Origin of the sequence: Streptomyces platensis (genome assembly GCF_008704855.1) — a bacterium.
Taxonomy (GTDB): Bacteria; Actinomycetota; Actinomycetes; order Streptomycetales; family Streptomycetaceae; genus Streptomyces; species Streptomyces platensis.
On record NZ_CP023691.1, the window covers coordinates 6,217,210 to 6,243,655 of the forward strand.

29 protein-coding genes and 5 tRNA genes are annotated in these 26,446 nt (G+C 71.1%); 27 read left to right on the forward strand and 7 right to left on the reverse strand.

The genetic code is table 11. The features are described from left to right. The first annotated feature begins 36 nt into the window (after positions 1-36). From CP981_RS27620 to CP981_RS27650, 7 genes are all read left to right on the forward strand, one after another. On the forward strand, positions 37-762 hold the full coding sequence (locus CP981_RS27620; RefSeq protein WP_085925183.1) for an HAD family hydrolase: 726 nt from the start codon (positions 37-39) through the stop codon (positions 760-762). Between the two features lie 88 nt (positions 763-850). Then, positions 851-922, forward strand: a tRNA-Gln gene (locus tag CP981_RS27625). Between the two features lie 21 nt (positions 923-943). Further along, positions 944-1,016, forward strand: a tRNA-Glu gene (locus CP981_RS27630). 62 nt (positions 1,017-1,078) lie between these two features. Next, positions 1,079-1,151, forward strand: a tRNA-Glu gene (locus tag CP981_RS27635). Positions 1,152-1,167: 16 nt separating this feature from the next. Continuing rightward, a tRNA-Gln gene (locus CP981_RS27640) sits at positions 1,168-1,239 on the forward strand. Between the two features lie 40 nt (positions 1,240-1,279). Then, positions 1,280-1,352, forward strand: a tRNA-Glu gene (locus CP981_RS27645). A gap of 255 nt (positions 1,353-1,607) precedes the next feature. Then, the gene (locus CP981_RS27650; protein WP_208852989.1) at positions 1,608-2,090 is read left to right on the forward strand and encodes a DUF4188 domain-containing protein; all 483 of its coding nucleotides are present in this window, start codon (positions 1,608-1,610) and stop codon (positions 2,088-2,090) included. Positions 2,091-2,185: 95 nt separating this feature from the next. On the opposite strand, the gene ndgR is transcribed toward CP981_RS27650, so the two are convergent. After that, positions 2,186-2,902: an IclR family transcriptional regulator NdgR gene (gene ndgR / locus CP981_RS27655; RefSeq protein ID WP_026169203.1), complete on the reverse strand. Its 717-nt coding sequence runs from the start codon at positions 2,900-2,902 to the stop codon at positions 2,186-2,188. A 175-nt stretch (positions 2,903-3,077) separates the two neighbouring features. Here ndgR and leuC point away from each other — a divergent pair, with 175 nt between their 5' ends. The 5 genes from leuC (at position 3,078) to CP981_RS27680 (ending at position 6,620) form a co-directional block, all read left to right on the forward strand. After that, positions 3,078-4,508, forward strand: a complete 1,431-nt coding sequence (gene leuC, locus CP981_RS27660; RefSeq protein WP_085925184.1) for a 3-isopropylmalate dehydratase large subunit — start codon at positions 3,078-3,080, stop codon at positions 4,506-4,508. A gap of 3 nt (positions 4,509-4,511) precedes the next feature. Further along, positions 4,512-5,105, forward strand: a complete 594-nt coding sequence (leuD, locus tag CP981_RS27665) for a 3-isopropylmalate dehydratase small subunit (protein ID WP_085925185.1) — start codon at positions 4,512-4,514, stop codon at positions 5,103-5,105. Between the two features lie 136 nt (positions 5,106-5,241). Beyond that, complete coding sequence (locus tag CP981_RS27670) at positions 5,242-5,487, forward strand: SCO5555 family protein (protein WP_085925186.1); 246 nt, start codon at positions 5,242-5,244, stop codon at positions 5,485-5,487. Positions 5,488-5,612: 125 nt separating this feature from the next. Further along, positions 5,613-6,263: an HU family DNA-binding protein gene (locus CP981_RS27675; RefSeq protein ID WP_085925187.1), complete on the forward strand. Its 651-nt coding sequence runs from the start codon at positions 5,613-5,615 to the stop codon at positions 6,261-6,263. A gap of 153 nt (positions 6,264-6,416) precedes the next feature. Further along, positions 6,417-6,620 carry a hypothetical protein gene (locus tag CP981_RS27680; RefSeq protein ID WP_085925188.1) on the forward strand — a complete coding sequence of 68 codons (204 nt, stop codon included), beginning with the start codon at positions 6,417-6,419 and terminating at the stop codon, positions 6,618-6,620. Here the strand turns inward: CP981_RS27680 and cofC are convergent. Next, positions 6,601-7,314: a 2-phospho-L-lactate guanylyltransferase gene (cofC, locus tag CP981_RS27685; protein WP_085925189.1), complete on the reverse strand. Its 714-nt coding sequence runs from the start codon at positions 7,312-7,314 to the stop codon at positions 6,601-6,603. The two genes, CP981_RS27680 and cofC, sit on opposite strands and share 20 nt — an antisense overlap. 141 nt (positions 7,315-7,455) lie before the next feature. Here cofC and CP981_RS27690 point away from each other — a divergent pair, with 141 nt between their 5' ends. The 3 genes from CP981_RS27690 (at position 7,456) to CP981_RS27700 (ending at position 10,587) form a co-directional block, all read left to right on the forward strand. After that, positions 7,456-8,322: a lysophospholipid acyltransferase family protein gene (locus CP981_RS27690; protein ID WP_085925190.1), complete on the forward strand. Its 867-nt coding sequence runs from the start codon at positions 7,456-7,458 to the stop codon at positions 8,320-8,322. Next, a complete protein-coding gene (locus tag CP981_RS27695; RefSeq protein ID WP_085925191.1) occupies positions 8,319-9,320 on the forward strand; it encodes an NAD(P)H-dependent glycerol-3-phosphate dehydrogenase in 1,002 nt (333 codons plus the stop codon). The genes CP981_RS27690 and CP981_RS27695 overlap by 4 nt, the downstream gene beginning before the upstream one ends. A gap of 130 nt (positions 9,321-9,450) precedes the next feature. Continuing rightward, complete coding sequence (locus tag CP981_RS27700) at positions 9,451-10,587, forward strand: D-alanine--D-alanine ligase family protein (protein WP_085925192.1); 1,137 nt, start codon at positions 9,451-9,453, stop codon at positions 10,585-10,587. 57 nt (positions 10,588-10,644) lie between these two features. Here the strand turns inward: CP981_RS27700 and CP981_RS27705 are convergent, their stop codons facing one another. Next, positions 10,645-11,124, reverse strand: coding sequence for a DUF3515 domain-containing protein (locus CP981_RS27705; protein WP_085925193.1), 480 nt, complete (start codon positions 11,122-11,124; stop codon positions 10,645-10,647). 20 nt (positions 11,125-11,144) lie between these two features. Continuing rightward, positions 11,145-11,378: an Lrp/AsnC ligand binding domain-containing protein gene (locus tag CP981_RS27710; protein ID WP_042149276.1), complete on the reverse strand. Its 234-nt coding sequence runs from the start codon at positions 11,376-11,378 to the stop codon at positions 11,145-11,147. Positions 11,379-11,536: 158 nt separating this feature from the next. Here CP981_RS27710 and CP981_RS27715 point away from each other — a divergent pair, with 158 nt between their 5' ends. Further along, the gene (locus CP981_RS27715) at positions 11,537-12,505 is read left to right on the forward strand and encodes a thiamine-phosphate kinase (protein WP_042149279.1); all 969 of its coding nucleotides are present in this window, start codon (positions 11,537-11,539) and stop codon (positions 12,503-12,505) included. Between the two features lie 74 nt (positions 12,506-12,579). Beyond that, complete coding sequence (thiD, locus tag CP981_RS27720) at positions 12,580-13,395, forward strand: bifunctional hydroxymethylpyrimidine kinase/phosphomethylpyrimidine kinase (RefSeq protein ID WP_085925194.1); 816 nt, start codon at positions 12,580-12,582, stop codon at positions 13,393-13,395. A gap of 132 nt (positions 13,396-13,527) precedes the next feature. Here the strand turns inward: thiD and rpmB are convergent, their stop codons facing one another. Further along, complete coding sequence (rpmB, locus tag CP981_RS27725) at positions 13,528-13,713, reverse strand: 50S ribosomal protein L28 (RefSeq protein ID WP_006602870.1); 186 nt, start codon at positions 13,711-13,713, stop codon at positions 13,528-13,530. Positions 13,714-13,945: 232 nt separating this feature from the next. Here rpmB and CP981_RS27730 point away from each other — a divergent pair, with 232 nt between their 5' ends. The 9 genes from CP981_RS27730 (at position 13,946) to mutM (ending at position 24,191) form a co-directional block, all read left to right on the forward strand. Further along, positions 13,946-15,598: a DAK2 domain-containing protein gene (locus CP981_RS27730; RefSeq protein WP_085925220.1), complete on the forward strand. Its 1,653-nt coding sequence runs from the start codon at positions 13,946-13,948 to the stop codon at positions 15,596-15,598. Between the two features lie 57 nt (positions 15,599-15,655). Beyond that, positions 15,656-18,757 (forward strand): helicase-related protein, encoded by a 3,102-nt coding sequence (locus CP981_RS27735; protein WP_085925195.1) that lies wholly within the window; start codon positions 15,656-15,658, stop codon positions 18,755-18,757. A gap of 195 nt (positions 18,758-18,952) precedes the next feature. Beyond that, positions 18,953-19,552, forward strand: coding sequence for a 16S rRNA (guanine(966)-N(2))-methyltransferase RsmD (gene rsmD / locus CP981_RS27740; RefSeq protein WP_085925196.1), 600 nt, complete (start codon positions 18,953-18,955; stop codon positions 19,550-19,552). Beyond that, positions 19,549-20,061 carry a pantetheine-phosphate adenylyltransferase gene (gene coaD / locus CP981_RS27745; RefSeq protein WP_026169199.1) on the forward strand — a complete coding sequence of 171 codons (513 nt, stop codon included), beginning with the start codon at positions 19,549-19,551 and terminating at the stop codon, positions 20,059-20,061. Before rsmD ends, coaD begins: the two co-directional genes overlap by 4 nt. Before the next feature lie 131 nt (positions 20,062-20,192). Beyond that, positions 20,193-21,338, forward strand: a complete 1,146-nt coding sequence (locus tag CP981_RS27750; RefSeq protein WP_085925197.1) for an ATP synthase F0 subunit B — start codon at positions 20,193-20,195, stop codon at positions 21,336-21,338. A 168-nt stretch (positions 21,339-21,506) separates the two neighbouring features. Beyond that, positions 21,507-22,136, forward strand: coding sequence for a YceD family protein (locus CP981_RS27755; RefSeq protein ID WP_190146182.1), 630 nt, complete (start codon positions 21,507-21,509; stop codon positions 22,134-22,136). Positions 22,137-22,138: 2 nt separating this feature from the next. Further along, positions 22,139-22,312, forward strand: coding sequence for a 50S ribosomal protein L32 (gene rpmF / locus CP981_RS27760; RefSeq protein WP_003951102.1), 174 nt, complete (start codon positions 22,139-22,141; stop codon positions 22,310-22,312). Positions 22,313-22,331: 19 nt separating this feature from the next. Then, a complete protein-coding gene (gene rnc, locus CP981_RS27765) occupies positions 22,332-23,171 on the forward strand; it encodes a ribonuclease III (RefSeq protein ID WP_085925199.1) in 840 nt (279 codons plus the stop codon). 93 nt (positions 23,172-23,264) lie between these two features. Next, positions 23,265-24,191, forward strand: coding sequence for a bifunctional DNA-formamidopyrimidine glycosylase/DNA-(apurinic or apyrimidinic site) lyase (gene mutM, locus CP981_RS27770; protein WP_085925200.1), 927 nt, complete (start codon positions 23,265-23,267; stop codon positions 24,189-24,191). Between the two features lie 27 nt (positions 24,192-24,218). On the opposite strand, the gene CP981_RS27775 is transcribed toward mutM, so the two are convergent. After that, positions 24,219-24,644, reverse strand: a complete 426-nt coding sequence (locus CP981_RS27775; protein WP_085925201.1) for a winged helix-turn-helix transcriptional regulator — start codon at positions 24,642-24,644, stop codon at positions 24,219-24,221. Positions 24,645-24,798: 154 nt separating this feature from the next. Between CP981_RS27775 and CP981_RS27780 the strand changes: the two genes are divergently transcribed. Then, complete coding sequence (locus CP981_RS27780) at positions 24,799-25,389, forward strand: flavodoxin family protein (protein WP_190842325.1); 591 nt, start codon at positions 24,799-24,801, stop codon at positions 25,387-25,389. A 121-nt stretch (positions 25,390-25,510) separates the two neighbouring features. Here CP981_RS27780 and CP981_RS27785 read toward each other — a convergent pair whose 3' ends face one another. Continuing rightward, positions 25,511-26,443: a CAP domain-containing protein gene (locus tag CP981_RS27785; protein WP_085925203.1), complete on the reverse strand. Its 933-nt coding sequence runs from the start codon at positions 26,441-26,443 to the stop codon at positions 25,511-25,513. Positions 26,444-26,446 lie beyond the last annotated feature (3 nt).

Sequence of the window (26,446 nt, forward strand, 5' to 3'; positions counted from 1 at the left end):
CCTCGCGTATCCGGCCCCCTTCGCTAGATTGCCGGTATGCCCCTGCGCGCCGTCCTGTGGGACCTCGACGACACCCTCTTCGACTACACCGGGTCGGACCGGGCGGGTGTCCTGCGGCACCTGCGGACCGAGGGACTCCTCGATGCGTACGGCGGCGAGGAAGCGGCCCTGGAGCGCTGGCGGACGGCCATGGAGACCGAGTTCGCCCGCTTCCTCGCCGGTGAGGTGGGCTTTCTCGACCACCGCAGAGGCCGGGCCCGGACATTCCTGGGGACCCCGCTCTCCGACACCGAGGCGGACGCCTGGTTCGGCCGGTACCTCGCGCACTACGAAGCGTCCTGGACGCTCTTCCCGGACTCCGCGCCCGCCCTGGCAGCCCTGGCCCCCCTGATACGGCAGGCGGTGCTGTCCAACGCCACCACCGCCAACCAGGAGCGCAAGCTCACCGCCCTGGGGATCCGTAACCGCTTCGAGGCGGTGTTCTGCTCCGACGAGCTGGGGTGCGCCAAGCCCGCCCCGGAGGCGTTCACCGGCGCCTGTCAGGCGCTCGGCCTAACCCCCGCCGAGGTCGTGTACATCGGCGACAAGCTCGACATCGACGCGCTCGGCGCCCGGGACGCCGGGCTCACGGCCGTATGGCTGGACCGTACGGGCACCGGCGAGGAGCTGCCCGCGGGGGTGCGTCGGATCGTGAGCCTGGCGGAGCTCCCCGAGCAGTTGCGCGGAGTTATCGGTTTTGGTGCGCCGTCCACGATCAGGTAATGTTCTTCCTGCGCCGCCCGAGAGGGCCGAGAGGCCCGGCCGGGAGGCGCAGTCAAAATAAAACCCCCTACGGGGGGTTGCGCTTTGATGGCCTATGGTGTAATTGGCAGCACGACTGATTCTGGTTCAGTTAGTCTAGGTTCGAGTCCTGGTAGGCCAGCTCGCAGAGCTTATCTGCAAAGCCCCCGTTGTGTAGCGGCCTAGCACGCTGCCCTCTCAAGGCAGTAGCGCCGGTTCGAATCCGGTCGGGGGTACAGATCCTTCCCAGGGAGACAGTCCGGGTCGCACCCGCTGTCACTCATGCAGGATCGCTAGGGCCCCCGTTGTGTAGCGGCCTAGCACGCCGCCCTCTCAAGGCGGTAGCGCCGGTTCGAATCCGGTCGGGGGTACTGGTCTAAACCACCATGGGCTATGGTGTAATTGGCAGCACGAGTGATTCTGGTTCATTTAGTCTAGGTTCGAGTCCTGGTAGCCCAGCGCGGAGTATCCTCGGAGACTCCCAATTGCAAGAAAACTTGCCCCCGTTGTGTAGCGGCCTAGCACGCCGCCCTCTCAAGGCGGTAGCGCCGGTTCGAATCCGGTCGGGGGTACAAGAAGAGAAGGCCCCCCGCATCATGCGGGGGGCCTTTTCGTGTCAACTGCCGCTTCCGCGGCCCCGGTTGAGCTCCTTGGGCTCCGCTGACCTGCACCGGCGGCCCCATCGCGCAGGTATTCCTTGATCGTGGCGATGGCCCCCGCTGTGCCCGCCCGGCTCCGCCGGTCGCCTCCCTCTTGCGGCTTCCATTGGGGAGTGTCACTATCTAAGTATGGATAGCGATGCTATCCGGTGTCGGAAGGGGGCCGCCATGAGCGGCAAGCCGGTGCAGGGACGGATGACGGCGGACGGTGGCCGGGAGGTGGTGGTCTTCCTCATCGGGATGCGCTTCAACAGCTGGCGGGCGGTGCGCAGTTGGCTGCCGGTGTTCCTCGCCATGCCGCGCATGATCAAGGAGCTGGCCCGGGATCCGGGCAGCGGGATGATCGGCTACCGGCTGCTTCCCGGACTGCCGAGGCACTTCGCCATCCTCCAGTACTGGGACTCGAAGGAGAAGTTGTTCGCCTACGCCACGGACCAGGGCGGCGAGCACCGGCCGGCCTGGGCGGCGTTCAACCGGCGGGTGCGGGAGGGCCGGGACAAGGTCGGCTTCTGGCACGAGACCTATGTCGTCCCGGCGGGCTCGTACGAGAGCATTTACCGCAATATGCCGGCGTTCGGGCTGGGGGAGGCGCTGGGGACGGTGCCGGTCGGCCGCCGCGGGGAGCGGGCCGCGGACCGGATGGCGGCCTGAGTGCGCGGGGCGGCCCGGTGCGGACCATCCGCACGGGACCGCCCCTTCGGCATCGTGACCGCCGTCCACCACGGCCCCGCCCCGCAGCGGGGTGCTCAGCCGGTGCGCCGCAGGCCCTCGGAGAGGCGGGCCGCCGCGTCGATGACCGCCTGGGCATGCATCCGGCCCGGGTGGCGGGTCAGCCGCTCGATCGGGCCGGAGACCGATACGGCGGCCACCACGCGGTTCGAGGGGCCGCGCACGGGGGCGGAGACCGAGGCCACGCCCGGCTCCCGCTCGCCGATCGACTGGGCCCAGCCCCGGCGGCGTACGCCGGACAGTGCGGTGGCCGTGAAGCGCGCGCCCTGGAGGCCGCGGTGCAGCCGCTCGGGCTCCTCCCAGGCCATCAGGATCTGGGCGGCCGAGCCCGCCTTCATGGGGAGCGTGGAGCCGACCGGGACGGTGTCCCGCAATCCGGACAGCCGCTCCGCCGCCGCCACACAGATCCGCATATCGCCCTGCCGGCGATAGAGCTGGGCGCTCTCGCCGGTCACATCGCGTAGGTGGGTGAGTACCGGGCCGGCCGTGGCCAGCAGGCGGTCCTCACCGGCCGCCGCGGCCAGCTCGGAGAGCCGCGGGCCCAGGATGAACCGGCCCTGCATGTCCCTCGCCACCATCCGGTGGTGTTCCAGTGCCACGGCCAGCCGGTGGGCCGTGGGTCGTGCGAGCCCTGTCGCCGCGACCAGCCCGGCGAGGGTGGCCGGACCGGACTCCAGGGCACTCAATACCAGAGCTGCCTTGTCGAGAACGCCGACGCCGCTAGAGTTGTCCATGCAACGATACTCGCGTCTCACACTGTGAAACGCAAGTTCAATTTTCCAGGGAAGTCGTCAATCTGTAGGTGTGGCCCTCGACCAGGGCCCGGCGTACGGCCCGGCAAGGGGATTTCTGCGGGCATCGCGCACGGACGAGGAAAGGCCGGCAATGCGGCCGGTCGGAGGGAAAGCGATGGGACGGACACTCGCGGAGAAGGTCTGGGACGACCATGTCGTCCGGCGCGCGGAAGGCGAGCCCGACCTCCTCTTCATCGATCTGCACCTGCTGCACGAGGTCACCAGCCCGCAGGCGTTCGACGGCCTCCGCAAGGCCGGCCGCCAGGTGCGCCGGACGGACCTGACCATCGCCACCGAGGATCACAACACCCCGACCCTCGACATCGACAAGCCGATCGCCGACCCGGTCTCCCGCACTCAGCTGGAGACGCTGCGCAAGAACTGCGCGGAGTTCGGGGTCCGGCTGCACCCGCTGGGCGATGTCGAGCAGGGCGTTGTCCACGTCGTGGGACCGCAGTTGGGACTGACCCAGCCCGGCACCACCGTGGTCTGCGGTGACAGTCATACCTCCACCCACGGAGCCTTCGGCGCGCTGGCGTTCGGCATCGGCACCAGCCAGGTCGAGCATGTGCTGGCCACCCAGACGCTGCCGCTGGCCCCCTTCAAAACCATGGCGATCACCGTCGACGGTGAGCTGCCCGAGGGTGTCACCGCCAAGGACCTGATCCTGGCGATCATCGCCCGGATCGGCACCGGCGGCGGCCAGGGCTATGTCCTGGAATACCGCGGTTCGGCCATCGAGAAGCTGTCGATGGAAGCCCGGATGACCATCTGCAACATGTCGATCGAGGCGGGCGCCCGGGCCGGCATGATCGCCCCGGACGAGACCACCTTCGACTACCTCCAGGGCCGTGACCACGCCCCGCAGGGCGAGGACTGGGACGCCGCGGTCGCGTACTGGAAGACGCTGCGCACCGACGACGACGCGGTCTTCGACGCCGAGGTGCGCATCGACGCCTCCGCGCTCGCGCCGTTCGTCACCTGGGGCACCAACCCCGGCCAGGGCGCGCCGCTTTCGGCGAGCGTCCCCGACCCGGCTTCGTACGAGGACGCCTCGGAGCGCTTCGCCGCCGAAAAGGCCCTGGAGTACATGGGGTTGACGGCGGGTCAGCCGCTGCGGGACATCAAGGTGGACACCGTCTTCGTAGGTTCGTGCACCAACGGCCGTATCGAGGACCTGCGCTCCGCGGCCGGGATCCTGGAAGGCCGCAAGGTCGCCGACGGCGTACGGATGCTGATCGTCCCCGGCTCGGTCCGGGTCTCCCTGGAGGCCGTCGCCGAGGGGCTGGACAAGGTCTTCACCGCGGCGGGCGCCGAATGGCGGCACGCGGGCTGCTCGATGTGCCTGGGCATGAACCCCGACCAGCTGGCGCCCGGTGAGCGCTCCGCGTCCACCTCCAACCGCAACTTCGAGGGCCGGCAGGGCAAGGGCGGTCGTACGCACCTGGTCTCGCCGCAGGTCGCCGCCGCAACGGCGGTTCTCGGCCATCTGGCCTCACCGGCCGATCTGTCCGATGTCGCCGTCGCCACGCCCGCGGGAGTCTGAACCATGGAAGCTTTCACCACCCACACCGGCCGGGCCGTCCCGCTGCGCCGCAGCAACGTCGACACCGACCAGATCATCCCGGCCCACTGGCTGAAGAAGGTCACCCGCGACGGCTTCGAGGACGGGCTGTTCGAGGCCTGGCGCAAGGACCCGCAGTTCGTCCTCAACCAGGAGCGTTACCAGGGCGCCACGGTACTGGTCGCCGGCCCCGACTTCGGTACCGGCTCCTCCCGTGAGCACGCCGTCTGGGCGCTTCAGAACTACGGCTTCAAGGCCGTCATCTCCTCGCGGTTCGCGGACATCTTCCGTGGCAACTCCCTCAAGAACGGGCTGCTGACGGTGGTCCTGCCGCAGGAGACCGTCGACCGGCTCCAGACGCTGCTGGAGAACGACCCGACCGCCGAGGTGACGGTGGACCTGGTCGGCCGGCAGGTGCGCGCCGAGGGCGTCACCGCCGACTTCGAGCTGGACGAGAACGCCCGTTGGCGCCTGCTGGAGGGGCTGGACGACATCAGCCTCACCCTTCGGGAGGAGTCGTCCATCGTGGAGTACGAGGCGAACCGGCCGTCGTTCAAGCCGCGTACCATCGAGGTCTGACCTCGGGTTTTATGGCTCAAAGCTATATTGCGTACGATGCGCCCCCTGTGCAGTTGGCAGGGGGCGCATCGTCGTGTCGAGGCGGCTGTTGAGGCCCCGTGAAGCGACAACTCGCCGCAGATGGCACAATTAGCGCATGGAACGCGACGACCAACTCGAGCTCTACGGTCTCGTCGCCGACCGGCTCAAGGACGCACATACAAGAGTGCGGACACTGCAAGTCCCGGAGGGCGTACGGATGGCGCTGACCCGGAAGCTGCTCGTCATCACGGCCGCGGCTAAACACGATCTTGCGGACGCGGCAAGGCGTCTGGAGCGCTTCATGGCTGACCTCGACGAAGGTCGTTATCCCGAAGATGTGCACACCGGCGGAAGTCCGTGAAGGTCGACTTCGTTGCGGCACAAGGGTGATTAGCCCGTTTCGTGTTTGATTTGCGGTATATATCTGCCTAACGTGCGAAAAAGCTTGGAATCTTTCGTTCCAGCAATGTCTCCGAAGGGGAAGACGTGAACAAGGCGCAGCTCGTAGAAGCCATTGCCGACAAGCTCGGCGGCCGTCAGAACGCCGCGGACGCGGTGGACGCCGTACTGGACGCAATCGTCCGTTCAGTTGTCTCCGGCGACCGCGTTTCGGTCACCGGATTCGGCTCGTTCGAGAAGGTTGACCGCCCGGCCCGCTATGCCCGCAACCCGCAGACGGGTGAGCGCGTGCGGGTCAAGAAGACCTCGGTGCCGCGCTTCCGCGCCGGTCAGGGCTTCAAGGACCTGGTGAGCGGCTCGAAGAAGCTCCCCAAGGGTGGCGAGGTCTCCGTCAAGAAGGCTCCCAAGGGCAGCCTCACCGGTGGTGCCGCCATCAAGAAGGCTGCCGCGAAGAAGGCCACCGCCAAGAAGGCCGCCGCCAAGAAGACGACGGCGAAGAAGGCAGCGGCGAAGAAGACCACCGCGGCGAAGAAGACCACCGCGAAGAAGACGACGGCGAAGAAGGCTCCCGCCACGAAGGCCGCCGCCAAGAAGACCACGGCGAAGAAGACCACCGCGAAAAAGGCGACGGCGAAGAAGACCGCCCCCGCGAAGAAGACGACGGCGAAGAAGGCCCCCGCGAAGAAGGCCACGGCACGCAAGACCACCGCCAAGAAGACCACCGCCCGCAAGCGGTAATTCGGCAGCGGCGACGCCACGCGTGGGGCCGGTCTCCCTTCGGGGAGCCCGGCCCGCGGTGCGTCCGGCGCCGTTTGAGCGGGCCGCAGGGCCTTGCCGCCACCGTACGGGCGGCCGGAGGGTCCGGGGACCCCCTCGTCTAGGCTCTCTCCCATGCAGGCCACCGCGTATACGTACGACTCCGAGACCCGCTCCGGCAGTGTGCTGCTGGACGACGGCACCCCGATGCCCTTCGACGCGGCGGCCTTCGACGCCGGCGGTCTGCTGCTGCTGCGGCCCGGTCAGCGGGTCCGGATCGACCTCACCGGCGAAGGCGACGACCGCAGGATCGTCCTGATCACGCTCCAGACGCTCTGACCTGCGGCGGCGGCAGCCGCTTCGACCCCTCCGGCGCGGCCGCCCCCGCCACCAGCCGCGGTGCCTGGAGCGCCGTGTGCGGGCCCACGCCCAGCGCCAGCGCGGCCAGCAGATCCTCGCCGGTGTCCACGTCCCGGCGTACCGACGGCGCCTTCGGCCCGGTGATCTCCTGCGCTCCGGACGCCAGGTGACGGGCCCGCGAGGCGCCTCCGAATGCCGGTTCCAATTCCCGGCCGGAAGTCGCGGTCAGAAGTGTTGTCCCGATATCCGCCGCATCCGCGAGAAATGCACGGGGAAATAGCGAAGCGGAATGGAGCACCAGTTCCAGCTCGGCGGGGCGCAGTGCGGGCAGATCGGCGTTCAGCGCGGCGACCGGCGCGCCCGGACGACGCGCCCGGACCACGCCCGCTCCATGGGCCAGCGCCGCGTTGAGGCCGCGGGCCGGTGTGTCGGGCACGATCCGCGCGCCCAGCGCCGCCAGCCGCTCCGCGGCCAGCAGGTCATCCGTGACAACCGCCACATCCTGGACGTTCTCGCAGGCCAGCGCTGCTGTCACGGTGTCCAGGGCGAACGCCAGGGCCAGCCGGGGCCGGAACTCCTCGCCCGCGGCCCGGGAGAGCCTGCTCTTGGCCCGCGCCAGCGGCTTCAGCGGCACCACCAGGCTCCAGCCCACATCCGCTCCGTCTCGTCGCATCGGCGTTATTCTCACCTGCCGCCGCCGCTCTCCGGGAGCGTCGGGGTTACGGTGTCCTCGACATAGCGGGTACCTGGGGCGACACTTGTGCGGCTGCCGGCCCGCAGCAGCTACGCAGGTCCCCACAAGGAGGGTGTCCCAGTGTCCCGCCGCAGAATCGGCTTCTGGTACCGCTTGGCCGCGGTCATCTGCAAACCGCCGCTCCTGGTTCTGTTCAAGCGGGACTGGCAGGGAATGGAGCACATTCCGGCCGACGGCGGATTTATCACCGCGGTCAACCACAACTCGTATCTCGATCCGCTCTCCTATGCGCACTATCAGTACAACACCGGGCGGGTCCCCCGATTCCTCGCCAAGGCCGGACTCTTCAAGAGCGGCTTTGTCGGCCTGATGATGCGCGGCACCGGACAGATCCCCGTCTACCGGGAAACCACCGACGCCGCCAACGCGTTCCGCGCCGCCGTCACCGCCATCGAGAAGGGCGAATGCGTCGCCTTCTACCCCGAGGGCACCCTCACCCGCGACCCCGACCTGTGGCCCATGCAGGGCAAGACGGGTGCCGCGCGGGTGGCGCTGCTGACGAAGGCGCCGGTCATTCCCGTCGCGCAGTGGGGCGCCAACGACGCGATGCCGCCGTACGCCAAGGAGAAGAAGCTCCGGCTCCTCCCGCGCAAGACGCTGCGGGTGCAGGCGGGGCCGCCGGTCGACCTGAGCGCCTTCTACGACCGGGAACCGACCGCCGAGGTGCTGCGGGCCGCCACCGACGTCATCATGACCGCGATCACCGAGCAGCTGGCCGTCGTCCGCGGCGAGCCCGCGCCGGTCGAACCGTACGACTGGCGCAAGGCGATCGCCCGGGAGCGCCGCGCCGCCCGGGAAGCCGCCAAGGCCACCCAGGGCGCCGGAGCGGACCGAACCCCCGCCGAACCGGCCGCCGCCACCGAACCGGCCGTCGGCCCGCAGCAGGCCCGAAGCACCCAGCAGGCACAGGAGGATGAAAGCAAGTGACGCGCTGCGCCGTCTACGGCACGGGGTCCTGGGGCACCGCCTTCGCGATGGTGCTCGCCGACGCGGGATGCGAGGTGACCCTGTGGGGGCGCCGCGCGGCCCTGGTCGACGCCATCAACAGCGGCCGTACGAACCCCGACTACCTGCCGGGGGTCGAGCTGCCCGCGTCCGTACGGGCCACCACCGACCCGGCGGAAGCGGCGCGCGGTGCGGAGTTCGCCGTGCTGGCCGTCCCCGCCCAGACGCTGCGCGGCAATCTCGCCGAATGGGCGCCCCTGCTGCCCACCGACACGGTCCTGGTCTCCCTGATGAAGGGCGTCGAACTGGGCACGGCCAAGCGCATGAGCGAGGTCATCGAGGAGGTCGCCAAGGTGCCCGCGGAGCGGGTCGCGGTGCTGACCGGCCCCAACCTCGCCAAGGAGGTCGCCGCCCGGCAGCCCGCCACCGCGGTCGTGGCCTGCGCCGACGAGGCGGTCGCCCAGCGCTTCCAGGCCGCCTGCCACACCTCGTACTTCCGCCCGTACACCAACACCGATGTGGTGGGCTGTGAACTGGGCGGCGCGGTCAAGAACGTCATCGCGCTCGCCGTCGGCATCGCCACCGGGATGGGCCTGGGCGACAACGCCAAGGCGTCCCTGATCACCCGCGGTCTCGCCGAGACCACCCGGCTCGGCCTCGCCATGGGAGCCGACGCGCACACCTTCGCCGGCCTCGCCGGTATGGGCGACCTGGTCGCCACCTGCTCCTCGCCCCTGTCGCGCAACAACACCTTCGGCACCAACCTCGGCCGGGGGATGACGCTCCAGGAGACCATCGCGGTCACCAAGCAGACCGCCGAGGGCGTCAAGTCCTGTGAATCCGTGCTGGATCTGGCCCGCAGGCACGGTGTCGACATGCCGCTCACCGAGACGGTCGTGGAGATCGTCCACGAGGGCAAGCCGCCGATGGTCGCCCTCAAGGACCTGATGTCGCGCAGCGCCAAGTCCGAGCGGCACTGAAACGGTACGGAATGCGGCGGTCCGGCGCCGTTCGCCCGGGGGCCCGTGACGCGCGGCACCCGGGCGCGACGCCACCAACGGCCGCCGCAGCACTGACTCCGTGCCGGTCAGCAGGTACCCTCAACCCGATATGAGCAGCGAGACCTCCCACCACAAGCCCCGCGTCGCCGTCGTGTTCGGCGGCCGCAGCTCCGAGCACGCGATCTCCGTGCTCACGGCCGGCGCCGTGCTGCGCGCCATCGACCGTGAGAAGTACGACGTGCTGCCCATCGGCATCACCACGGACGGCCGCTGGGCGCTGACCGCCGACGATCCCGAGCGGATGGCCATCGCGGACCGGCAGCTGCCCACCGTGGCCGCGCTCGCCGAGTCCACCGAGGGCGCCGTGGTGCTCCCGGTCGACCCGACCAACCGCGAGGTCGTCTACAGCGAGCCGGGCTCGGTGCCCAAGGCGCTCGGCGAGGTCGACGTCGTCTTCCCCGTCCTGCACGGCCCCTACGGGGAGGACGGCACCCTCCAGGGGCTGCTGGAGCTCTCCGGGGTGCCCTACGTCGGTTCGGGCGTGCTCGCCTCCGCCGTCGGCCAGGACAAGGACTACATGAAGCGGGTGTTCACCTCCTTCGGGCTGCCGGTCGGCCCGTACGAGGTCATCCGCCCGCGGGAGTGGGAAAGCGATCCGGCGGCCGCCCGCCGGAAGATCGTGGACTTCGCCGCGGAGCACGGCTGGCCGCTCTTCGTGAAGCCCGCGCGGGCCGGCTCGTCCATGGGCATCACCAAGGTCAACGACCTCGGCGGCCTGGACGAGGCGATCGAGGAGGCCCGCCGGCACGACCCCAAGATCCTCGTCGAGTCGCTGCTGCGCGGCCGCGAGATCGAGTGCGGGGTGCTGGAGTTCGAGGACGGCCCGCGGGCCAGCGTGCCGGCCGAGATCCCGCCGGTCACCGCGCACGACTTCTACGACTTCGAGGCCAAGTACATCGACTCGGCCGCCGGGATCGTGCCCGCGCCGCTGACCGCCGAGCAGACCGCGAAGGTCCAGGAACTGGCGGTCGCGGCCTTCGACGCGGCGTCCTGCGAGGGCCTGGTGCGCGCGGACTTCTTCCTCCAGGACAACGGCGAGTTCGTGATCAACGAGATCAACACGCTGCCCGGATTCACGCCCATCTCGATGTACCCGCGGATGTGGCAGGAGAGCGGCGTGAGCTACCCGGAGCTGATCGACCGGCTCCTCCAGGCCGCGCTGCACCGCTCCACGGGGCTGCGCTGAGCCACGCCGGTTCCCGGGGCCGGTCCCGGCCCGCCCCGGCGGACCGGCGCCGGAACCCTAGACCCCTACGGGAACGGTCTTCTTCACGGCGTCCGCGAGGTCGGTGAGCGCATCGACCTCGGGGGCGTACTTCCCGGGCACGGTCACCTCGACATAAGCCTTGCGCAGCACGGTCGTGAAGCGGTACCCGTCGTCCTGCTTCTCGAAGAGCCAGCTGACCCCGTTGACTTCCGCCGCGTCGGCGGAGGGGTTGTAATGTTCACTCCCGTGCGTCAGGACGTCGGGCTTCGGTACCCCGCAGCGCAGTTTCACGGCAGGATCGCCCCACATGGCAGTGAAGTCGGAGACCGGCTCGGCGGTGGCCCGCTCCAGCCCGTCCACGGTCTGCGGCAACTCCGCGTGGAGCGCCTTGCAGTACCGCGCCGCCGCACCCTTGGGGGAGGGCACGGCCACGTCCTCGGAAGGGGAGCAGCTCACCGTGGCGAACAGCACGGTGAGCGCGGTGAGGGCCAGGTGCCGATGGCGTGCAGAGATCACCCGGCCGAGAATACGGGGAGCTAGAGATGCACGACCGGGCAGGTAAGGGTGCGGGTGATGCCTTCCACTTGCTGGACCTTCGCGACCACCATGCGGCCCAGCTCGTCGACGGTGCCGGCCTCGGCGCGCACGATGACGTCATAGGGCCCGGTCACGTCCTCGGCCTGAAGCACGCCTTGGATCTTGGAGATCACCTCAGCTACCGCCGAGGCCTTGCCGACCTCGGTCTGGATCAGGATGTAGGCCTGTACCACGGAACCTCCAGGGCGGCTACGAGGATCATGTGGGAAGAAGGGACGCCACGGTACCGCGTCACCGTGCGGAGCGGGGAGACCCGCGCGGTGAACTCGGCAAGTGCGGCACAGTCGTCAGCCACGTACGGACCGTCCGTACACATGGGAAGGGCAACAGCATGAAGGGCACCGTGGGCGAGCTGGGGGAGTTCGGGCTGATCAGGGAGCTCACCTCCCGGCTCACCTCCACTCCGGCCGTACGGATCGGGCCGGGTGACGACGCCGCGGTGGTCACCGCGCCGGACCGGAGGGTGGTCGCCAGCACCGACATCCTCCTGGAAGGCCGGCACTTCAGGCGCGACTGGTCCACCGCCTACGACGTCGGCCGCAAGGCCGCCGCGCAGAACCTCGCCGACATCGCGGCGATGGGCGCGGTGCCCACCGCGATCCTGCTCGGCCTGGTCGTCCCCGCGGACCTCCCCGCGACCTGGCCGACCGAGCTGATGGACGGGCTGCGCGACGAATGCCAGGTGGCGGGCGCCGCCGTGGTCGGCGGAGACGTCGTACGCGGCGAGACCATCACCGTCGCCATCACCGCGCTCGGCGATCTGCGCAACCAGGAGCCGGTCACCCGGGCCGGTGCCCAGCCCGGCGACGTGGTCGCGGTGACCGGCTGGCTCGGCTGGTCCGCCGCCGGGCACGCGGTCCTCTCCCGCGGCTTCCGCTCGCCGCGCGCCTTCGTGGAGGCCCACCGCCGTCCCGAGCCGCCGTACCACGCGGGCCCGGCGGCGGCCGGACTCGGCGCCACCGCCATGACCGACGTCAGCGACGGGCTGGTCGCCGACCTCGGGCACATCGCCGAGGCCAGCAAGGTCCGGATCGATCTGCGGTCCGCGGGCATCGACATCCCCACGCAGATGTCCGACATCGGCACCGCGGTCGGCGTGGACCCGATGCAGTGGGTGCTCAACGGCGGTGAAGATCACGCGATCGTGGCCACCTTCCCGCCCGATGTGAAGCTGCCCGCCCGGTGGAAGGTCATCGGCGAGGTGCTCCACCCCTCCGCGCTGCCCCAGGTGACGGTGGACGGCGCCCCGTGGGTGAAGGCCGGCTGGGACCACTTCGGCGACAACGGGGACGCCGACTAGTTCCGCACGGGATACGGGCGGTCCCTTACGGGCGCCCGCAGGACCGCGGGGTGCCGCCGAGTAGATTCGGCGGTATGCGCATACCTCCACGCGTCCTGACCGTCGCCGGCTCCGACTCCGGCGGCGGCGCGGGCATCCAGGCCGACCTGAAGACGATGCTGGCGCTCGGCACCCACGGCATGAGCGTGGTCACCGCCGTCACCGCGCAGAACTCCCTGGGCGTGCAGGGCGCGTGGGAGCTGCCCGCCGAGGCCGTCCGGGCCCAGTTCCGCAGCGTCGTCGACGACATCGGCGTGCAGGCGGTGAAGACCGGCATGCTCTCCTCGGCCGAACTCGTCGAAACCGTCGCCGAGCTGCTCGCCGGACTGCGGGTCCCGGTCGTCATCGACCCCGTAGGAGTCTCCAAGCACGGCGATGCACTGCTCGCCGCCAGTGCGCTGGACGCGGTCCGCGGCGCCCTGCTGCCCACGGCCACCGTCGCCACCCCCAACCTGGACGAGGTCGCCCAGCTGACCGGCGTACGGGTCGAGGGGGAGGCCGATATGCGGCGGGCGGCCGCCGCGATCCTGGACTTCGGGCCGCGCTGGGCGCTCATCAAGGGCGGCCATCTCACGGTCGGCGACGGGCCCGGCGACAGCGCCGTCGACCTGCTCACCGACGGCACCGAGGAGCACTGGCTGCGCGCGCCCCGGCACGACAACCGGCACACCCACGGCACCGGCTGCACCCTCGCCAGCGCGCTGGCCGCGCAGCTCGCCAAGGGCGACACCGTCCCGCAGGCCGCCGCGGCGGCGAAGGACTACGTCACCGGCGCCCTCGCGGCCGGATTCCGGCTCGGCGCGGGGATCGGCCCCGTCGACCACGGCTGGCGCATGCGCGGCGCGCACTGAACGGGGCCCCGGCGGCGGCGCGGTCGGACGCCGCCGGGGGCCGCACCTGTCCCCGGGAACGGCAGAAGCCGGCCCACCCGAAGGTGGACCGGCTTCACAAGCAACCGGCTGGGCTGCGCTACGGCTAAGACGTCAGCGCGAGACCTTGCCGGCCTTGATGCACGAGGTGCAGGCGTTCAGCTTCTTCGGCGTGCGCCCGATCACTGCACGAACCGTCTGGATGTTGGGGTTCCAACGACGGTTGGTGCGGCGATGCGAGTGCGAGACACTCTTGCCGAAGCCCGGCCCCTTGCCGCAGACGTCGCAGTTGGCAGCCACGGGTCACTCCAAAGACTTCAGATGCACTTACGGTGAAATCCCGACGAGCCGAGTGCATTGCCCGAACGGCACCGTCAGGAGAGGAATGGCCCGATTCTCATCGGGCAACCGGAGCAGCATACAACGACCGCTCCCGTAGAACGAAACTACCACGCACCTCCCGGCCCCCGCCCCGGCCGTCCCGCCGGAGCGCGGCTACTGTGCGGTGCATCCCGCGACCCAGGAGGACGACGTGCCGTACCCGCTCGACGCCGCCGCGGTCCGCTCCTGGTGCGGGCTGGCGCTGGAGGCGCTCGGCCGGGAACGCGAGCGGATCGACGCCATCAACGTCTATCCGGTGGCCGACGGCGACACCGGCACCAACCTCTATCTGACGCTCGAATCGGCCGCCCGCGCGGTCGAGGCCGCCTTCGACGGGCACACCTCGGCCGGCACCGCACCCCGCCTCGCCGACGCGATCGGTGCCATGGCCCATGGCGCGCTCATCGGGGCGCGCGGCAACTCCGGCACGATCGTGGCGCAGCTGCTGCGCGGGATGACGGAGGTGCTGGCGGCCGGCGACGGTTCGGCCGACGCACTGCGGCAGGCGCTGCGCCGGGCCGCCGCATCGACGTACGAGGCCGTCGCCCACCCCGTGGAGGGCACCGTCCTGACGGTCGCGACCGCCGCCGCCGACGCCGCGGAGCGGGCCGCCGCCGGGGTCGCCGGAGCCGGGGCCGCCGAGGTCGCCCGCGCCGCCCACGAGGGCGCCCGCACCGCGCTCCAGGCCACCCCGGGGCAGCTCGCAGTGCTCGGCCGGGCCGGTGTGGTGGATGCCGGCGGCTGCGGCCTGGTCGCGCTGCTGGGGGCGCTCGCCGACGCGCTGTCCGGGGAGGTCTCGGCGACACCGGTCGCCGTACGGGCCGACGCCCCGCTTCCCGAGGCGGCCGGCTGCGAGGTCGCGGGCCGGGCGGCCGCGGACGGCCGCGGTGGGCCGGAGGGGCCCGCCTTCGAGGTGATCTACCTGCTGGAGGCCGGGGACGCGGCGGTGGCGCGGCTGCGGACCCGGCTCGACGGGCTCGGCGACTCCCTGGTGGTGGTCGGCGGGGACGGCCTGTGGAACGTCCATGTCCATGTCGACGACGCGGGCGCCGCGGTGGAGGCCGGCATCGAGGCGGGCCGCCCGTACCGGGTCCGCATCACACACTTCGGCGGCGTCACCCGCGCCAAGGAGCCCGCCATGACGGCGCGGGCCGTGGTCGCGGTGGTACCGGGCCCAGGGCTCGCCGGACTCTGCGCCGAGGCCGGCGCGACACCGGTCGCCGTACGCCCCGGAGAGCCGCCCGCCAGCGGCGAACTGGTGCAGGCGATCCGGCAGGCGCACGCCCGTGAGGTGATGCTGCTGCCGAACGACGCCGACCTGCGGCACACCGCGGCGGCCGCCGCCGAACAGGCCCGCACCGAAGGCGTACGGGTCGCGCTCATCCCCACCCGCTCCGCCGTCCAGGGCATCGCGGCGCTGGCCGTGCACGAACCGGGCCGCAGCTTCGACGAGGACGTGGTCGCGATGACCGCGGCCGCGGGCGCCACCCGCTACGCCGAGCTGGCGGTCGCCGAGCGGCAGTCGTGGACGATGGCCGGGGTCTGCCAGGCCGGGGACGTGCTCGGCCTGATCGACGGCGATGTCGTGGTGATCGGCTCCGACCTCACCCGTATCGCGACGGCCGTGCTCGACCGGATGCTGTCCGCGGGCGGCGAGATGGTCACCCTGGTCCTCGGCGCGGACGCGCCCGACGGGCTCGCCGAGCGGCTGGAGCGGCATGTCCGGGCGCGCCATCTCGCCGTGGACACGGTCGTCTACGAAGGCGGCCAGCATGCGGCGCCGCTGCTCATCGGCGTGGAGTGAGCGCATCGGACCGGTGAGTGAACCGCGATTGTCACAGGCGTGGTGTGCAATGGATGCGTGGCAGCGCTCGACGAACCCCTGAAGAAAATCCTCGGTGGCACCACCGCAAAGGTGCTGGCCGAGCATCTCGACCTGCATACGGTCGGCGACCTGTTGCACCACTATCCGCGCCGCTATGCCGAGCGCGGCGAACTGACCCGCCTCGCCGACCTCCCACTGGACGAGCACGTCACGGTCGTCGCGCAGGTCGCGGACGCCCGGGTGCTGAAATTCAACGGCGGCCGGGGCCAGCGCCTCGAAGTGACGCTCACCGACGGCAGCGGCCGGCTGCGGCTGGTCTTCTTCGGCAAGGGCATTCACAAGCCCCACAAGGACCTGCTCCCGGGACGCCGCGCGATGTTCGCCGGCAAGGTGTCGGTCTTCAATCACAAACTCCAGCTCGCCCACCCCGAATACGAGCTCCTCGACCGCACGGCCGACGACGAAGGCGACGACGCGGTCAGCGCCTTCGCCAACCAGCTCATGCCGATCTACCCGGCCTGCCAGCAGATGGCGTCCTGGAAGATCGCCAAGGCGGTCGACGCGGTGCTGCCCAGTGCGCAGGACGCCGTCGACCCGCTGCCGGAGGCGCTGCGCGACGGCCGGGCGCTGGTGCCGCTCACCGAGGCGCTGCTGAAGATCCACCGGCCGGCCACCAAGGCCGATATCGCCGATGCGCGGTCCCGCCTGAAGTGGGACGAGGCGTTCGTCCTCCAGGTCGCGCTGGCCCGGCGCCGCCGCGCCGAGACCCAACTCCCCGCCGTGGCAAGGCGATTGGTCAAGGACGGCATCCTCGACGCGTTCGACGCCAAGCTGCCCTTCACGCTCACCGACGGCCAGCAGAAGGTCAGCCGGGAGATCTTCGACGACCTGGCGACCGAGCACCCCATGCACCGCCTCCTCCAGGGCGAGGTGGGCTCCGGCAAGGCGCAGCCGCTGGACGCCCTGGTGCTGACGCCGCGCGGCTTCCGCCCCATGGGGGAGATGGCCGTCGGCACCGAAGTGGTGGTGCCCAGCGGTGACCTCGCCGTGGTGGACGGTGTCTTTCCGCAGGGGGAGCGGGAGGTGTGGCGCCTCGTGCTGTCCGACGGGAGCACCGTCGAGTGCGATGACGAGCATCTGTGGATCGTCGCGACCCGCGGTGCGGGGGAGCGGGTGCTGACGACGCGTGCCCTGCGGGGTGATCTGCTGCGGGCCGACGGCCGCCCCAAATGGTCCATCCCCCCGGCCACACCGGTGGATCTGGACGGTGGTGAGGCCCGGCCGCTCGACCCCTACGAGCTGGGGAGGGCACTCGGCGGCGACGGCGGCGCCCGCCCGGCGGACCGGGTCCCGGACGCCTACCGCAACGCCCCCCTCAAGGACCGGCTGGCCGTGGTGCAGGGCCTGATGGACGCCGGCGGCAGGCCCGCGGGGGGCGCCGCGGTGTACCCCGCGGCGGCCGCTCCCCTGGCCGGTGACCTGGCCTGGCTGGTGCGTTCCCTGGGCGGCCGTGCCCGGCTCCACCCCGTACGGGACGGCGCGTACGACGTCTCGGTGGCGCTGCCGGACGCGTATCCGCCCTTCCGTGACCGGGCCCCCGAGCGTGCGGTGCCGGGCGGGTCCGGCGGCCACCCGGAGGACGGCCCCGGCTTCCGCCGCACCATTGAGGCCATCGAGTACGTCGGCCGCAAACCCGTCCAGTGCATCAGCGTCCGGCACCCCGGCCACGCCTATGTGACCGACCACTTCACCGTCACGCACAACACCATGGTCGCGCTGCGCGCCATGCTCGGTGTGGTCGACAGCGGCGGCCAGGCCGCGATGCTGGCGCCGACCGAGGTCCTGGCCCAGCAGCACCACCGCTCGATCACCGAGATGATGGGGGAGCTGGCAGACAACTGGGGCCTGCGCGAAGCGCAGTCGGCCGGGGGCGGTGGCGGGCGACGGGAGGGAGGGATGCTCGGCGGCGCGGAGCGGGGCACCAAGGTGGTGTTGCTGACCGGCTCCATGGGTGCCGCGGCGCGCCGTCAGGCGCTGCTCGATCTCGTCACCGGCGAGGCCGGCATCGTCGTCGGTACCCATGCCCTGATCGAGGACAAGGTGCAGTTCCACGACCTCGGCCTGGTCGTCGTCGACGAACAGCACCGCTTCGGCGTCGAGCAGCGGGACGCCCTGCGCAGCAAGGGCAAACAGCCACCGCATCTGCTGGTGATGACGGCGACCCCGATCCCGCGCACGGTCGCCATGACCGTTTTCGGCGATCTGGAGACCTCCGTCCTGGACCAGCTCCCCGCCGGACGCTCGCCGATCGCCAGCCATGTGGTGCCCGCCAAGGACAAGCCGCATTTCCTGGCGCGCGCCTGGGAGCGGGTCCGCGAAGAGGTGGCGGCCGGGCACCAGGGCTATGTGGTCTGCCCCCGGATCGGCGACGAGGAGGACCCGCCCAAGGGGGCGAAGAAGGGCGCGGCCGGTTCCAAGGGTGCGGCGGCCAAGGCGAGTTCACCGGAGGACGTGGCCGAGAAGCGACCGCCGCTCGCGGTGCTCGACATCGCCGACCAGCTCACCACGGGCCCGCTCGACGGCCTGCGGGTGGCGGTGCTGCACGGCCGGATGGCGCCGGACGACAAGGACGACGTGATGCGCCGATTCGCGGCCGGTGAGCTGGATGTGCTGGTCGCGACGACCGTCATCGAGGTGGGCGTGAACGTCCCGAACGCCACCGCCATGGTGATCATGGACGCGGACCGCTTCGGCGTCTCCCAGCTGCATCAGCTGCGCGGCCGGGTCGGCCGTGGCGCGGCCCCCGGCCTGTGTCTGCTGGTCAGCGAGATGCCCGAGGCCAGCCCGGCCCGCGCCCGGCTCGCCGCCGTGGCCGGCACCCTCGACGGCTTCGAACTCTCCCGTATCGACCTGGAACAGCGCCGCGAGGGCGATGTCCTCGGCCAGGCGCAGTCCGGCGTCCGCTCCTCGCTGCGGATGCTCGCGGTCATCGACGACGAGGAGGTGATCGCGGCCGCCCGCGACGAGGCCACCGAACTCGTCGCCGCCGACCCCGAGCTGGCCGGATATCCGGAGCTGCGGATCGCCCTGTCCGCCCTGCTGGACGACGAACGGGAGCAGTATCTGGACAAGGGATGAGCACCGCCGCGGCGACGGGAGGGACGCGGCGGACGGGCCCGGCGGCCCGCCGCGGGTGAGATCGATCACCGCCCGCCGTGCTCCCCGGAGGCTCCGGCCGGGCATCGGCCGTCGGCTGACCGAATATCGTGGAGGTGCGGAGCCTGCCCGGCTCCCCCTCAGTACACCGACCACGCGCAACGTAAGGACGGGCCCATGACCCGCGTGATCGCCGGTACAGCCGGCGGCCGCCGCCTGGCCGTACCACCGGGAAACGGCACCCGCCCCACCTCCGACCGGGCGCGCGAGGGCATGTTCTCCACCTGGGAGTCGCTCGACGGGCCGCTGGCCGGAGCCCGGGTGCTCGATCTGTACGGCGGGTCCGGCGCGGTCGGCCTGGAGGCCCTCTCGCGCGGTGCCGCGCACGTCCTGCTGGTCGAGGCCGATGCCCGCGCCGTACGCACGATCCGGGACAACGTCCGTACGGTCGGCCTTCCCGGCGTCGAGGTCCGGGCCGGCAAGGCCGAGCAGACCGCCGCCGCACCGCCCCCGGGCGAGCCGTACGACATCGCCTTCCTGGACCCGCCCTACGTGGTCACCGACGCGGAACTCTGCGAGATCCTGATCACACTCCGTGGTCAGGGCTGGTTTGCGGAGCAGGCACTCGTCACCGTGGAACGCAGCACCAGAGGCGGCACGTTCCCATGGCCGGACGGATTTGAAGCGATCAAGGCCCGTCGCTACGGCGAAGGGACGCTTTGGTACGGTCGCGCCGCTTCGACGTCCGCCGAATCGACGTCAGCAAGCGTGTCATGACCGGATCGGAGAGCGAGGAGACCGAGTTGCGCCGCGCCGTCTGTCCGGGGTCGTTCGACCCCATCACCAACGGGCACCTGGACATCATCGCCCGTGCCTCCAAGCTGTACGACGTGGTCCATGTCGCCGTGATGATCAACCAGTCCAAGCAGGGGCTGTTCACGGTCGACGAGCGGATCGACCTGATCCGCCGGGCCACCGCCGAGTACGGCAACGTGGAGGTCGAGGCCTTCCACGGCCTGCTCGTCGACTTCTGCAAGCAGCGCGACATCCCCGCGATCGTCAAGGGGCTGCGGGCCGTCAGCGACTTCGACTACGAGCTCCAGATGGCCCAGATGAACAACGGCCTGTCCGGTGTGGAGACGCTCTTCGTCCCCACCAACCCGACCTACAGCTTCCTCTCCTCCAGCCTCGTGAAGGAGGTCGCCGCCTGGGGCGGCGATGTCTCCCACCTGGTCCCGCCGTTCGTCCTCGAAGCCCTCACCGAGCGCCTGCGGAAGAAGGACTGAGCACCCCACCCGGCGCACCGCGCGCGAAGCCGCACTGACGGTGCGTCGGCCGGTGTCGGGCGGAGGGCCGGTGGACGTACAGTCGTCCCGTTCCCGTCGTTCAAAACCCTTCAGAGAGTGGCGAGTCCAAGGTGGACGTGCAGAAGAAGCTCGACGACATCGTCGCGACCGTCGGCGGTGCCCGGTCCATGCCCATGTCGGCCTCGTGCGTGGTCAACCGCGCCGAGCTGCTCGCCATGCTGGAAGAGGTGCGCGCGGCGCTGCCGGGCTCCCTGGCACAGGCGCAGGAGCTGCTCGGCGGGCGGGAGCAGATGGTCGAGCAGGCGCGGGCGGAAGCGGAGCGGATCATCGAGACCGCGCACGCCCAGCGCGGCTCACTGATCTCCGACACCGAGGTCGCCCGGCAGTCCCAGGAGGAGGCGGACCGGATCCTGGCGGACGCCCGCCGGGAGGCGGAGGAGATCCGCGCCGAGGCCGACGACTACGTCGACAGCAAGCTCGCCAACTTCGAGGTCGTGCTCACCAAGACCATCGGTTCCGTCGACCGCGGCCGCGAGAAGCTGCTCGGCCGTGGCCCGGGGCTCGACGAGCAGGGCTATGTGGACACCGAGGCCCCCGAGCGCAGCGGCGACCCGGAGACCCTCAAGCAGCGCGCGGACGCCTATGTGGACGCCAAGTTCGGGGCGTTCCAGGCCGTGCTGACCAAGACGCTGGAGGCCGTCGGCCGGGGCCGCGACAAGCTCCAGGGCGCCCGTGCGATCGATGAGCTGGCGATCCACCTGGCGGCGCAGGGCGATGCGCAGTCCGGCCCGCAGGCCGACGCCGACTACCTCGCCGGCCTGGCGGACATCAGCGCCGAGCAGGCCCCGCAGCCGCCCCAGGCGCCCCCGATGCCCCAGACGCAGCCCCAGCAGCAGCCCCAGGAGCATCAGCAGCCCCTCCAGCCCCAGCTTCAGCAGCAGGGCTACTACACCGACCCCGCGGCCTACCCGCAGCAGGACGTCTACGGCTATCAGCAGCCACAGCAGGCGGCGTACGCCCAGGACCCCCAGCAGCAGAGTGCGTACGGCTACGACTGGCAGCAGCAGGCCCAGCAGCAGGCCCAACAGCAGGGCTACGACCCGCATGCGTACCTCCCGCAGCAGGTGCCCCAGCAGCCCCAGCACGCCCCGCACGGCCACGCCGAGCAGCCGGGCGCGCTGGACGAGACCAGCCTCTTCGACACGAGCATGATCGACCTGGACCAGCTCCGGGCGTACGAGGAGGGGCGTCAGTAGGCGCTCCCGTCCGCAGGACCGGAGGGACGGCCGGGAGCGGATTGGGCCTATCGGGGCCCGTCCAGTATCCTGGCTCTTCGGTCGCGCGTATATCCGCGATCTCTGCTGCCCGAATCCCGCACCGCTGGAATACGGGCGGCGCGTAAACCCCGTAGAAAGCAGGAAGCCATCAACGCCCGCCTCGACCACCGTTCCCCTCTCGTGTTCGACACACGCGAGCTGGGGCGGCGTCCCGGTGCGCTCAAGAGGGTCTCCCGCTCCGTCGAGGCTCCCCGGGACCTCGGCAATGAGGTCATCGGCGTGCCCGAGGGCGCACCGATCGAGCTCGACCTCCGCCTGGAGTCGGTCATGGACGGGGTGCTTGTCACAGGCACCGGCCGTGCAACCGTCAAGGGGGAGTGCGTAAGGTGTCTGGAGCCGCTGGAGCGACAGCTCGACGCGGACTTCCAGGAGATGTTCGCCTACCCCGACGCCGACGCCCGGGTCCATGAGGACGCCGGCGACGACGCCGAGGACGAGGAGGACACCCTCTTCCTCGAGGACGACCTGTTCGACCTCGAACCCGTGCTGCGTGATGCGGTGGTGCTTGCACTGCCGATGCAGCCGGTGTGCCAGGACGACTGCCCGGGCCTGTGCTCCGACTGCGGAGTGCGGCTCGCGGACGACCCGGACCACCACCACGACGCCGTCGACATCCGTTGGGCGGCACTGCAGGGACTCGCCGGGACCGTCAAGGACGGCGAGAAGGACAACATGGGCGGCGCCGAAGCGGGCGTCGACGAGAAGCAGGAGAAGTAGCCGTGGCTGTTCCGAAGCGGAAGATGTCGCGCAGCAACACGCGCCACCGCCGGTCGCAGTGGAAGGCTGCGGTCCCCACCCTGGTGGCGTGCGAGCGCTGCCACGAGCCGAAGCAGCAGCACATCGCGTGCCCGAGCTGCGGCACCTACAACAAGCGCCAGGTCCTCGAGGTCTGAGCGGCTGGTGACAGGCTCCATGTCAGACGCCAATTCGACTTCCCGCAAACGCGGGGATGAACCGACTCCGGCGGACACAGCCTCGTCGCACACGCTTCTGGAAGGGCGGCTCGGGTATCAGCTCGAGTCCGCCCTTCTGGTGCGTGCGCTGACGCACCGCTCGTACGCATACGAGAACGGCGGTCTGCCCACCAACGAGCGGCTCGAATTCCTCGGGGATTCGGTGCTCGGCCTGGTGGTCACGGACACGCTGTACCGGATCCACCCCGATCTCCCGGAAGGCCAGCTGGCCAAGCTCCGGGCCGCGGTGGTCAACTCGCGTGCGCTTGCCGAGGTGGGCCGTGGCCTCGACCTCGGTGCCTTCATCCGCCTCGGACGGGGCGAAGAGGGTACGGGCGGCCGGGACAAGGCCTCCATCCTCGCCGACACCCTTGAAGCGGTGATCGGCGCGGTCTATCTCGACCAGGGCCTCGACGCGGCCGGCGAGCTGGTGCACCGGCTCTTCGACCCGCTCATCGAGAAGTCCTCCAGCCTGGGCGCAGGCCTGGACTGGAAGACCAGCCTCCAGGAACTCACCGCGACCGAAGGTCTCGGCGTTCCGGAGTACCTGGTCACCGAGACCGGCCCCGATCACGAGAAGACCTTTACTGCTGCCGCCCGCGTCGGTGGTGTCTCGTACGGCACCGGCACCGGCCGCAGCAAGAAGGAAGCCGAGCAGCAGGCGGCCGAGTCCGCGTGGCGTGCGATTCGCGCCGCGGCGGACGAGGCGGCCAAGGCGGCCTCCTCCGGCGACGGTGCGCCGCCGGCAGCCGAGGACTCGGCTCCGGCCGCCGGCGACGGTTCGTCGTCGGCACACTGAAGCACTGATTCTGACCCCGTCCGGGGCGACCGCGCGTCGCTCCGGACGGGGTCAGAGGTCTTTCACCCCACCGTCGTTCCCAAGGAGCCCTTCGTGCCCGAGCTGCCCGAGGTCGAGGTCGTACGCCGCGGACTGGAGCGCTGGGTCAGCGGCCGCACGATCGACGCCGTCGAGGTGCGGCATCCGCGTGCGATCCGCCGGCACACCGCCGGGGCGGCCGATTTCGCGGCCCGGCTCAAGGGGCTGCGCCTCGGGACGGCCCGGCGGCGCGGCAAATACCTCTGGATTCCGGTGACCGGCGGCGGTCCGGCCGCCCAGACCGCGGCGGAGGGCATCCCTCCGATGGTCACGCCGTCCGTCACCCACGGGCTGGCGATCCTGGCCCACCTCGGCATGAGCGGCCAGCTGCTGGTCCAGCCGCAGGACGCCGCCGACGAGAAGCACCTGCGGATCCGCGTCCGCTTCGCCGACGACCTGGCCACCGAACTCCGCTTCGTCGACCAGCGCACTTTCGGTGGCCTCTCGCTGCACGACACCGTCCCCGGTGACGCCGATCTGCTGCCCGACGTCATCGCCCATATCGCCCGGGACCCGCTCGATCCCGCCTTCGACGACGCCGCCTTCCACGACGCGCTGCGCCGCCGCCGGACCACCGTCAAGCGCGCGCTGCTCGACCAGACGCTGATCAGCGGCGTCGGCAACATCTATGCGGACGAGGCGCTCTGGCGCAGCAAGCTCCACTACGAGCGGCCGACCGCCACCTTCACCCGGCCGCGCACCGCCGAGCTGCTCGGCCACGTACGGGACGTGATGAACGCCGCGCTCGCCGTCGGCGGCACCAGCTTCGACAGCCTCTATGTCAACGTCAACGGTGAGTCCGGCTACTTCGAGCGCTCGCTGGACGCCTACGGCCGCGAGGACGAGCCCTGCCGCCGCTGCGGTACCCCGATCCGCCGCCGCCCCTGGATGAACCGCTCCAGCTACTTCTGCCCCCGCTGCCAGCGGCCGCCGCGCGCCTGAGCGCCGGCCCGCGGCCCGTTCACCGGCTCAGCCGTCGGTGCGCTGGGCGTCGTACTGCTCGCGGGCCTGCATGACCTGCGGCATCCGGTCCTCCACCAGGTCGATCAGCATCCGCAGCTGACGGGCGACCTGGTCGCCCATCGGCGTCAGCGCGTAATCGACGCGGGGTGGGTTGGTCTGCTGTGCGGTGCGGTGCACGAGTCCGTCCCGCTCCAGTGCGTGCAGAGTCTGGGCCAGCATCTTCTCGCTCACCCCGGCCACCCGGCGGCGCAGTTCGTTGAAGCGGAAGGTGCCGTCGAGCAGGGCGCCGAGGGTCAGGCTGCCCCATCGGTCGGTGATGTGCCGGAGCGCGTCGCGGGACGGGCAGTCGCGCGCGAAGACGTTGTAGGCCAGGTCGTCCGTACAGCCGGGGGTGGGCTCCCCGTCCGTCTCGCCGGTGGTTTCGGTCGCCATGAGGACACCCTACCCCCGCGCAGCGCTAACCAACGGGTTGCGCTTTCTAAAAGTTAGTGCTTCTCTTTTCCTCATCGCAGCCCGACGTTCCCGGGTGCCGGCCGTCCCGGCATGCCGTGACCCCTGAGGAGAAAACACCGTGACCACGCCTGCTCTGCCCACCCCCGTCGTCTCGCTCGCCTACCACTCCGGCTTCGGCCACACCGCCGTACTGGCCGAGGCCGTCCGGGCCGCCGCCACCGAGGCCGGCGCCACCGTTCACCTGATCAAGGTCGACGAGATCACCGAAGCCCAGTGGGCGCAGCTCGATGCCTCCGACGCGATCGTCTTCGGCTCGCCGACGTACATGGGCACGGCCTCCGGCGCCTTCCACACCTTCGCCGAGGCGAGTTCCAAGCGCTGGGCCACCCGTGCCTGGCAGGACAAGCTCGCCGCCGGATTCACCAACTCCGCCTCCAAGAGCGGCGACAAGCTGCACACCCTCCAGTTCTTCACGGTGCTCGCCGCCCAGCACGGGATGACCTGGGTCAGCCTCAACCTGCTCCCCGGCTGGAACTCCTCCACCGCGTCCGAGAACGACCTGAACCGGCTGGGCTTCTTCCTGGGCGCCGCCGCCCAGTCCCCGAATGACCAGGGTGCCGAGGGCGTCCACAAGGCCGATATCGCCACCGCCGAGCACCTCGGACGGCGGATCGCCGAGCAGGCCCGCATCGTCGTCGCGGGCCGCGCGGCACTCGCCGCCTGACCGGCACACCGCCGGGCTGTAGCGGTCCGGTACGCGAAACGCCCGCGCCGCCCCGTGACCGGTCACGGGGCGGCGCGGGCGTTCGTCCGGCCGCGGTGGTGTCACCGCGGGGCGGGCTGCCTCAGAAGCCGAAATCCTGGGTCCACCACGGGCCGCCGGCCCCGAAGTGGGCGCCGACGCCGAGGGTCTTGTACTCGCAGTTGAGGATGTTGGCGCGGTGGCCGGGGCTGTTCATCCAGGAGTCCATGACGGACTGGGCGTTGGCCTGGCCGCGGGCTATGTTCTCGCCGCCGAGGTCGTCGATGCCCGCGTCCTCGGCCCGGTCCCAGGGCGTGTCGCCGTCCGGGTCCGTGTGGCCGAAGAAGCCCCGCCGGGCCATGTCGTCACTGAAACCCTGGGCGAGACCGGCCAATTCCTGATCCGCCGTCACGGGCGAGCACCCGGCCCGGGCGCGCTCCTGGTTGACGAGCGACAGGACCTGGGACTCCGCGGACGACCGGGCGTCGGGGGTCTTCGACGCGGCCACGGTGCGCTCGGGCGCCGCGGAGCTCGGCTCTTCGGAGGGCTTGGCCGACCGGTGCGAACCGGTCGCCCCGGTGGGTGATTTGGACGGCTGGTGCGGGGCGGGGGACACCGGCCGGGTGGCGCTGCGGGAGGGGCGCCCGCTCTCCGGGACCTCGGTACGGGCTCCGCCGCGGCTCGCCTCCTGGGTGGCGCGGTCGGTCGGCGAGGCCGAGACGCCGCCCATCGGCTCGGTGGCCTCCGGCAGCGCACCGGCCCGGACCCGGTCGCCCTGCTCGCCGTCCGCACCCCCGTCGAACTGGCCGTGACCGGGGATCAGTCCGGAGGCGACCGCCACGGCTCCCATCGCCACCATCGCGGAGGCGCCGAGCAGTCCGGTGCGGACGGGTGCCCTGCCGCTGCCGCGCGCCGCGCGATGTCCGCGCTGCCGCGTCGTGGCCGCCGCGCCCGGCCGTTCGGCCGTCGGAGCGTCAACAGGCCCCGCACCGGCGGAGTCGGGGGCAAGGGGAGCAGAGCGTCGATGGCGGCCCATCCG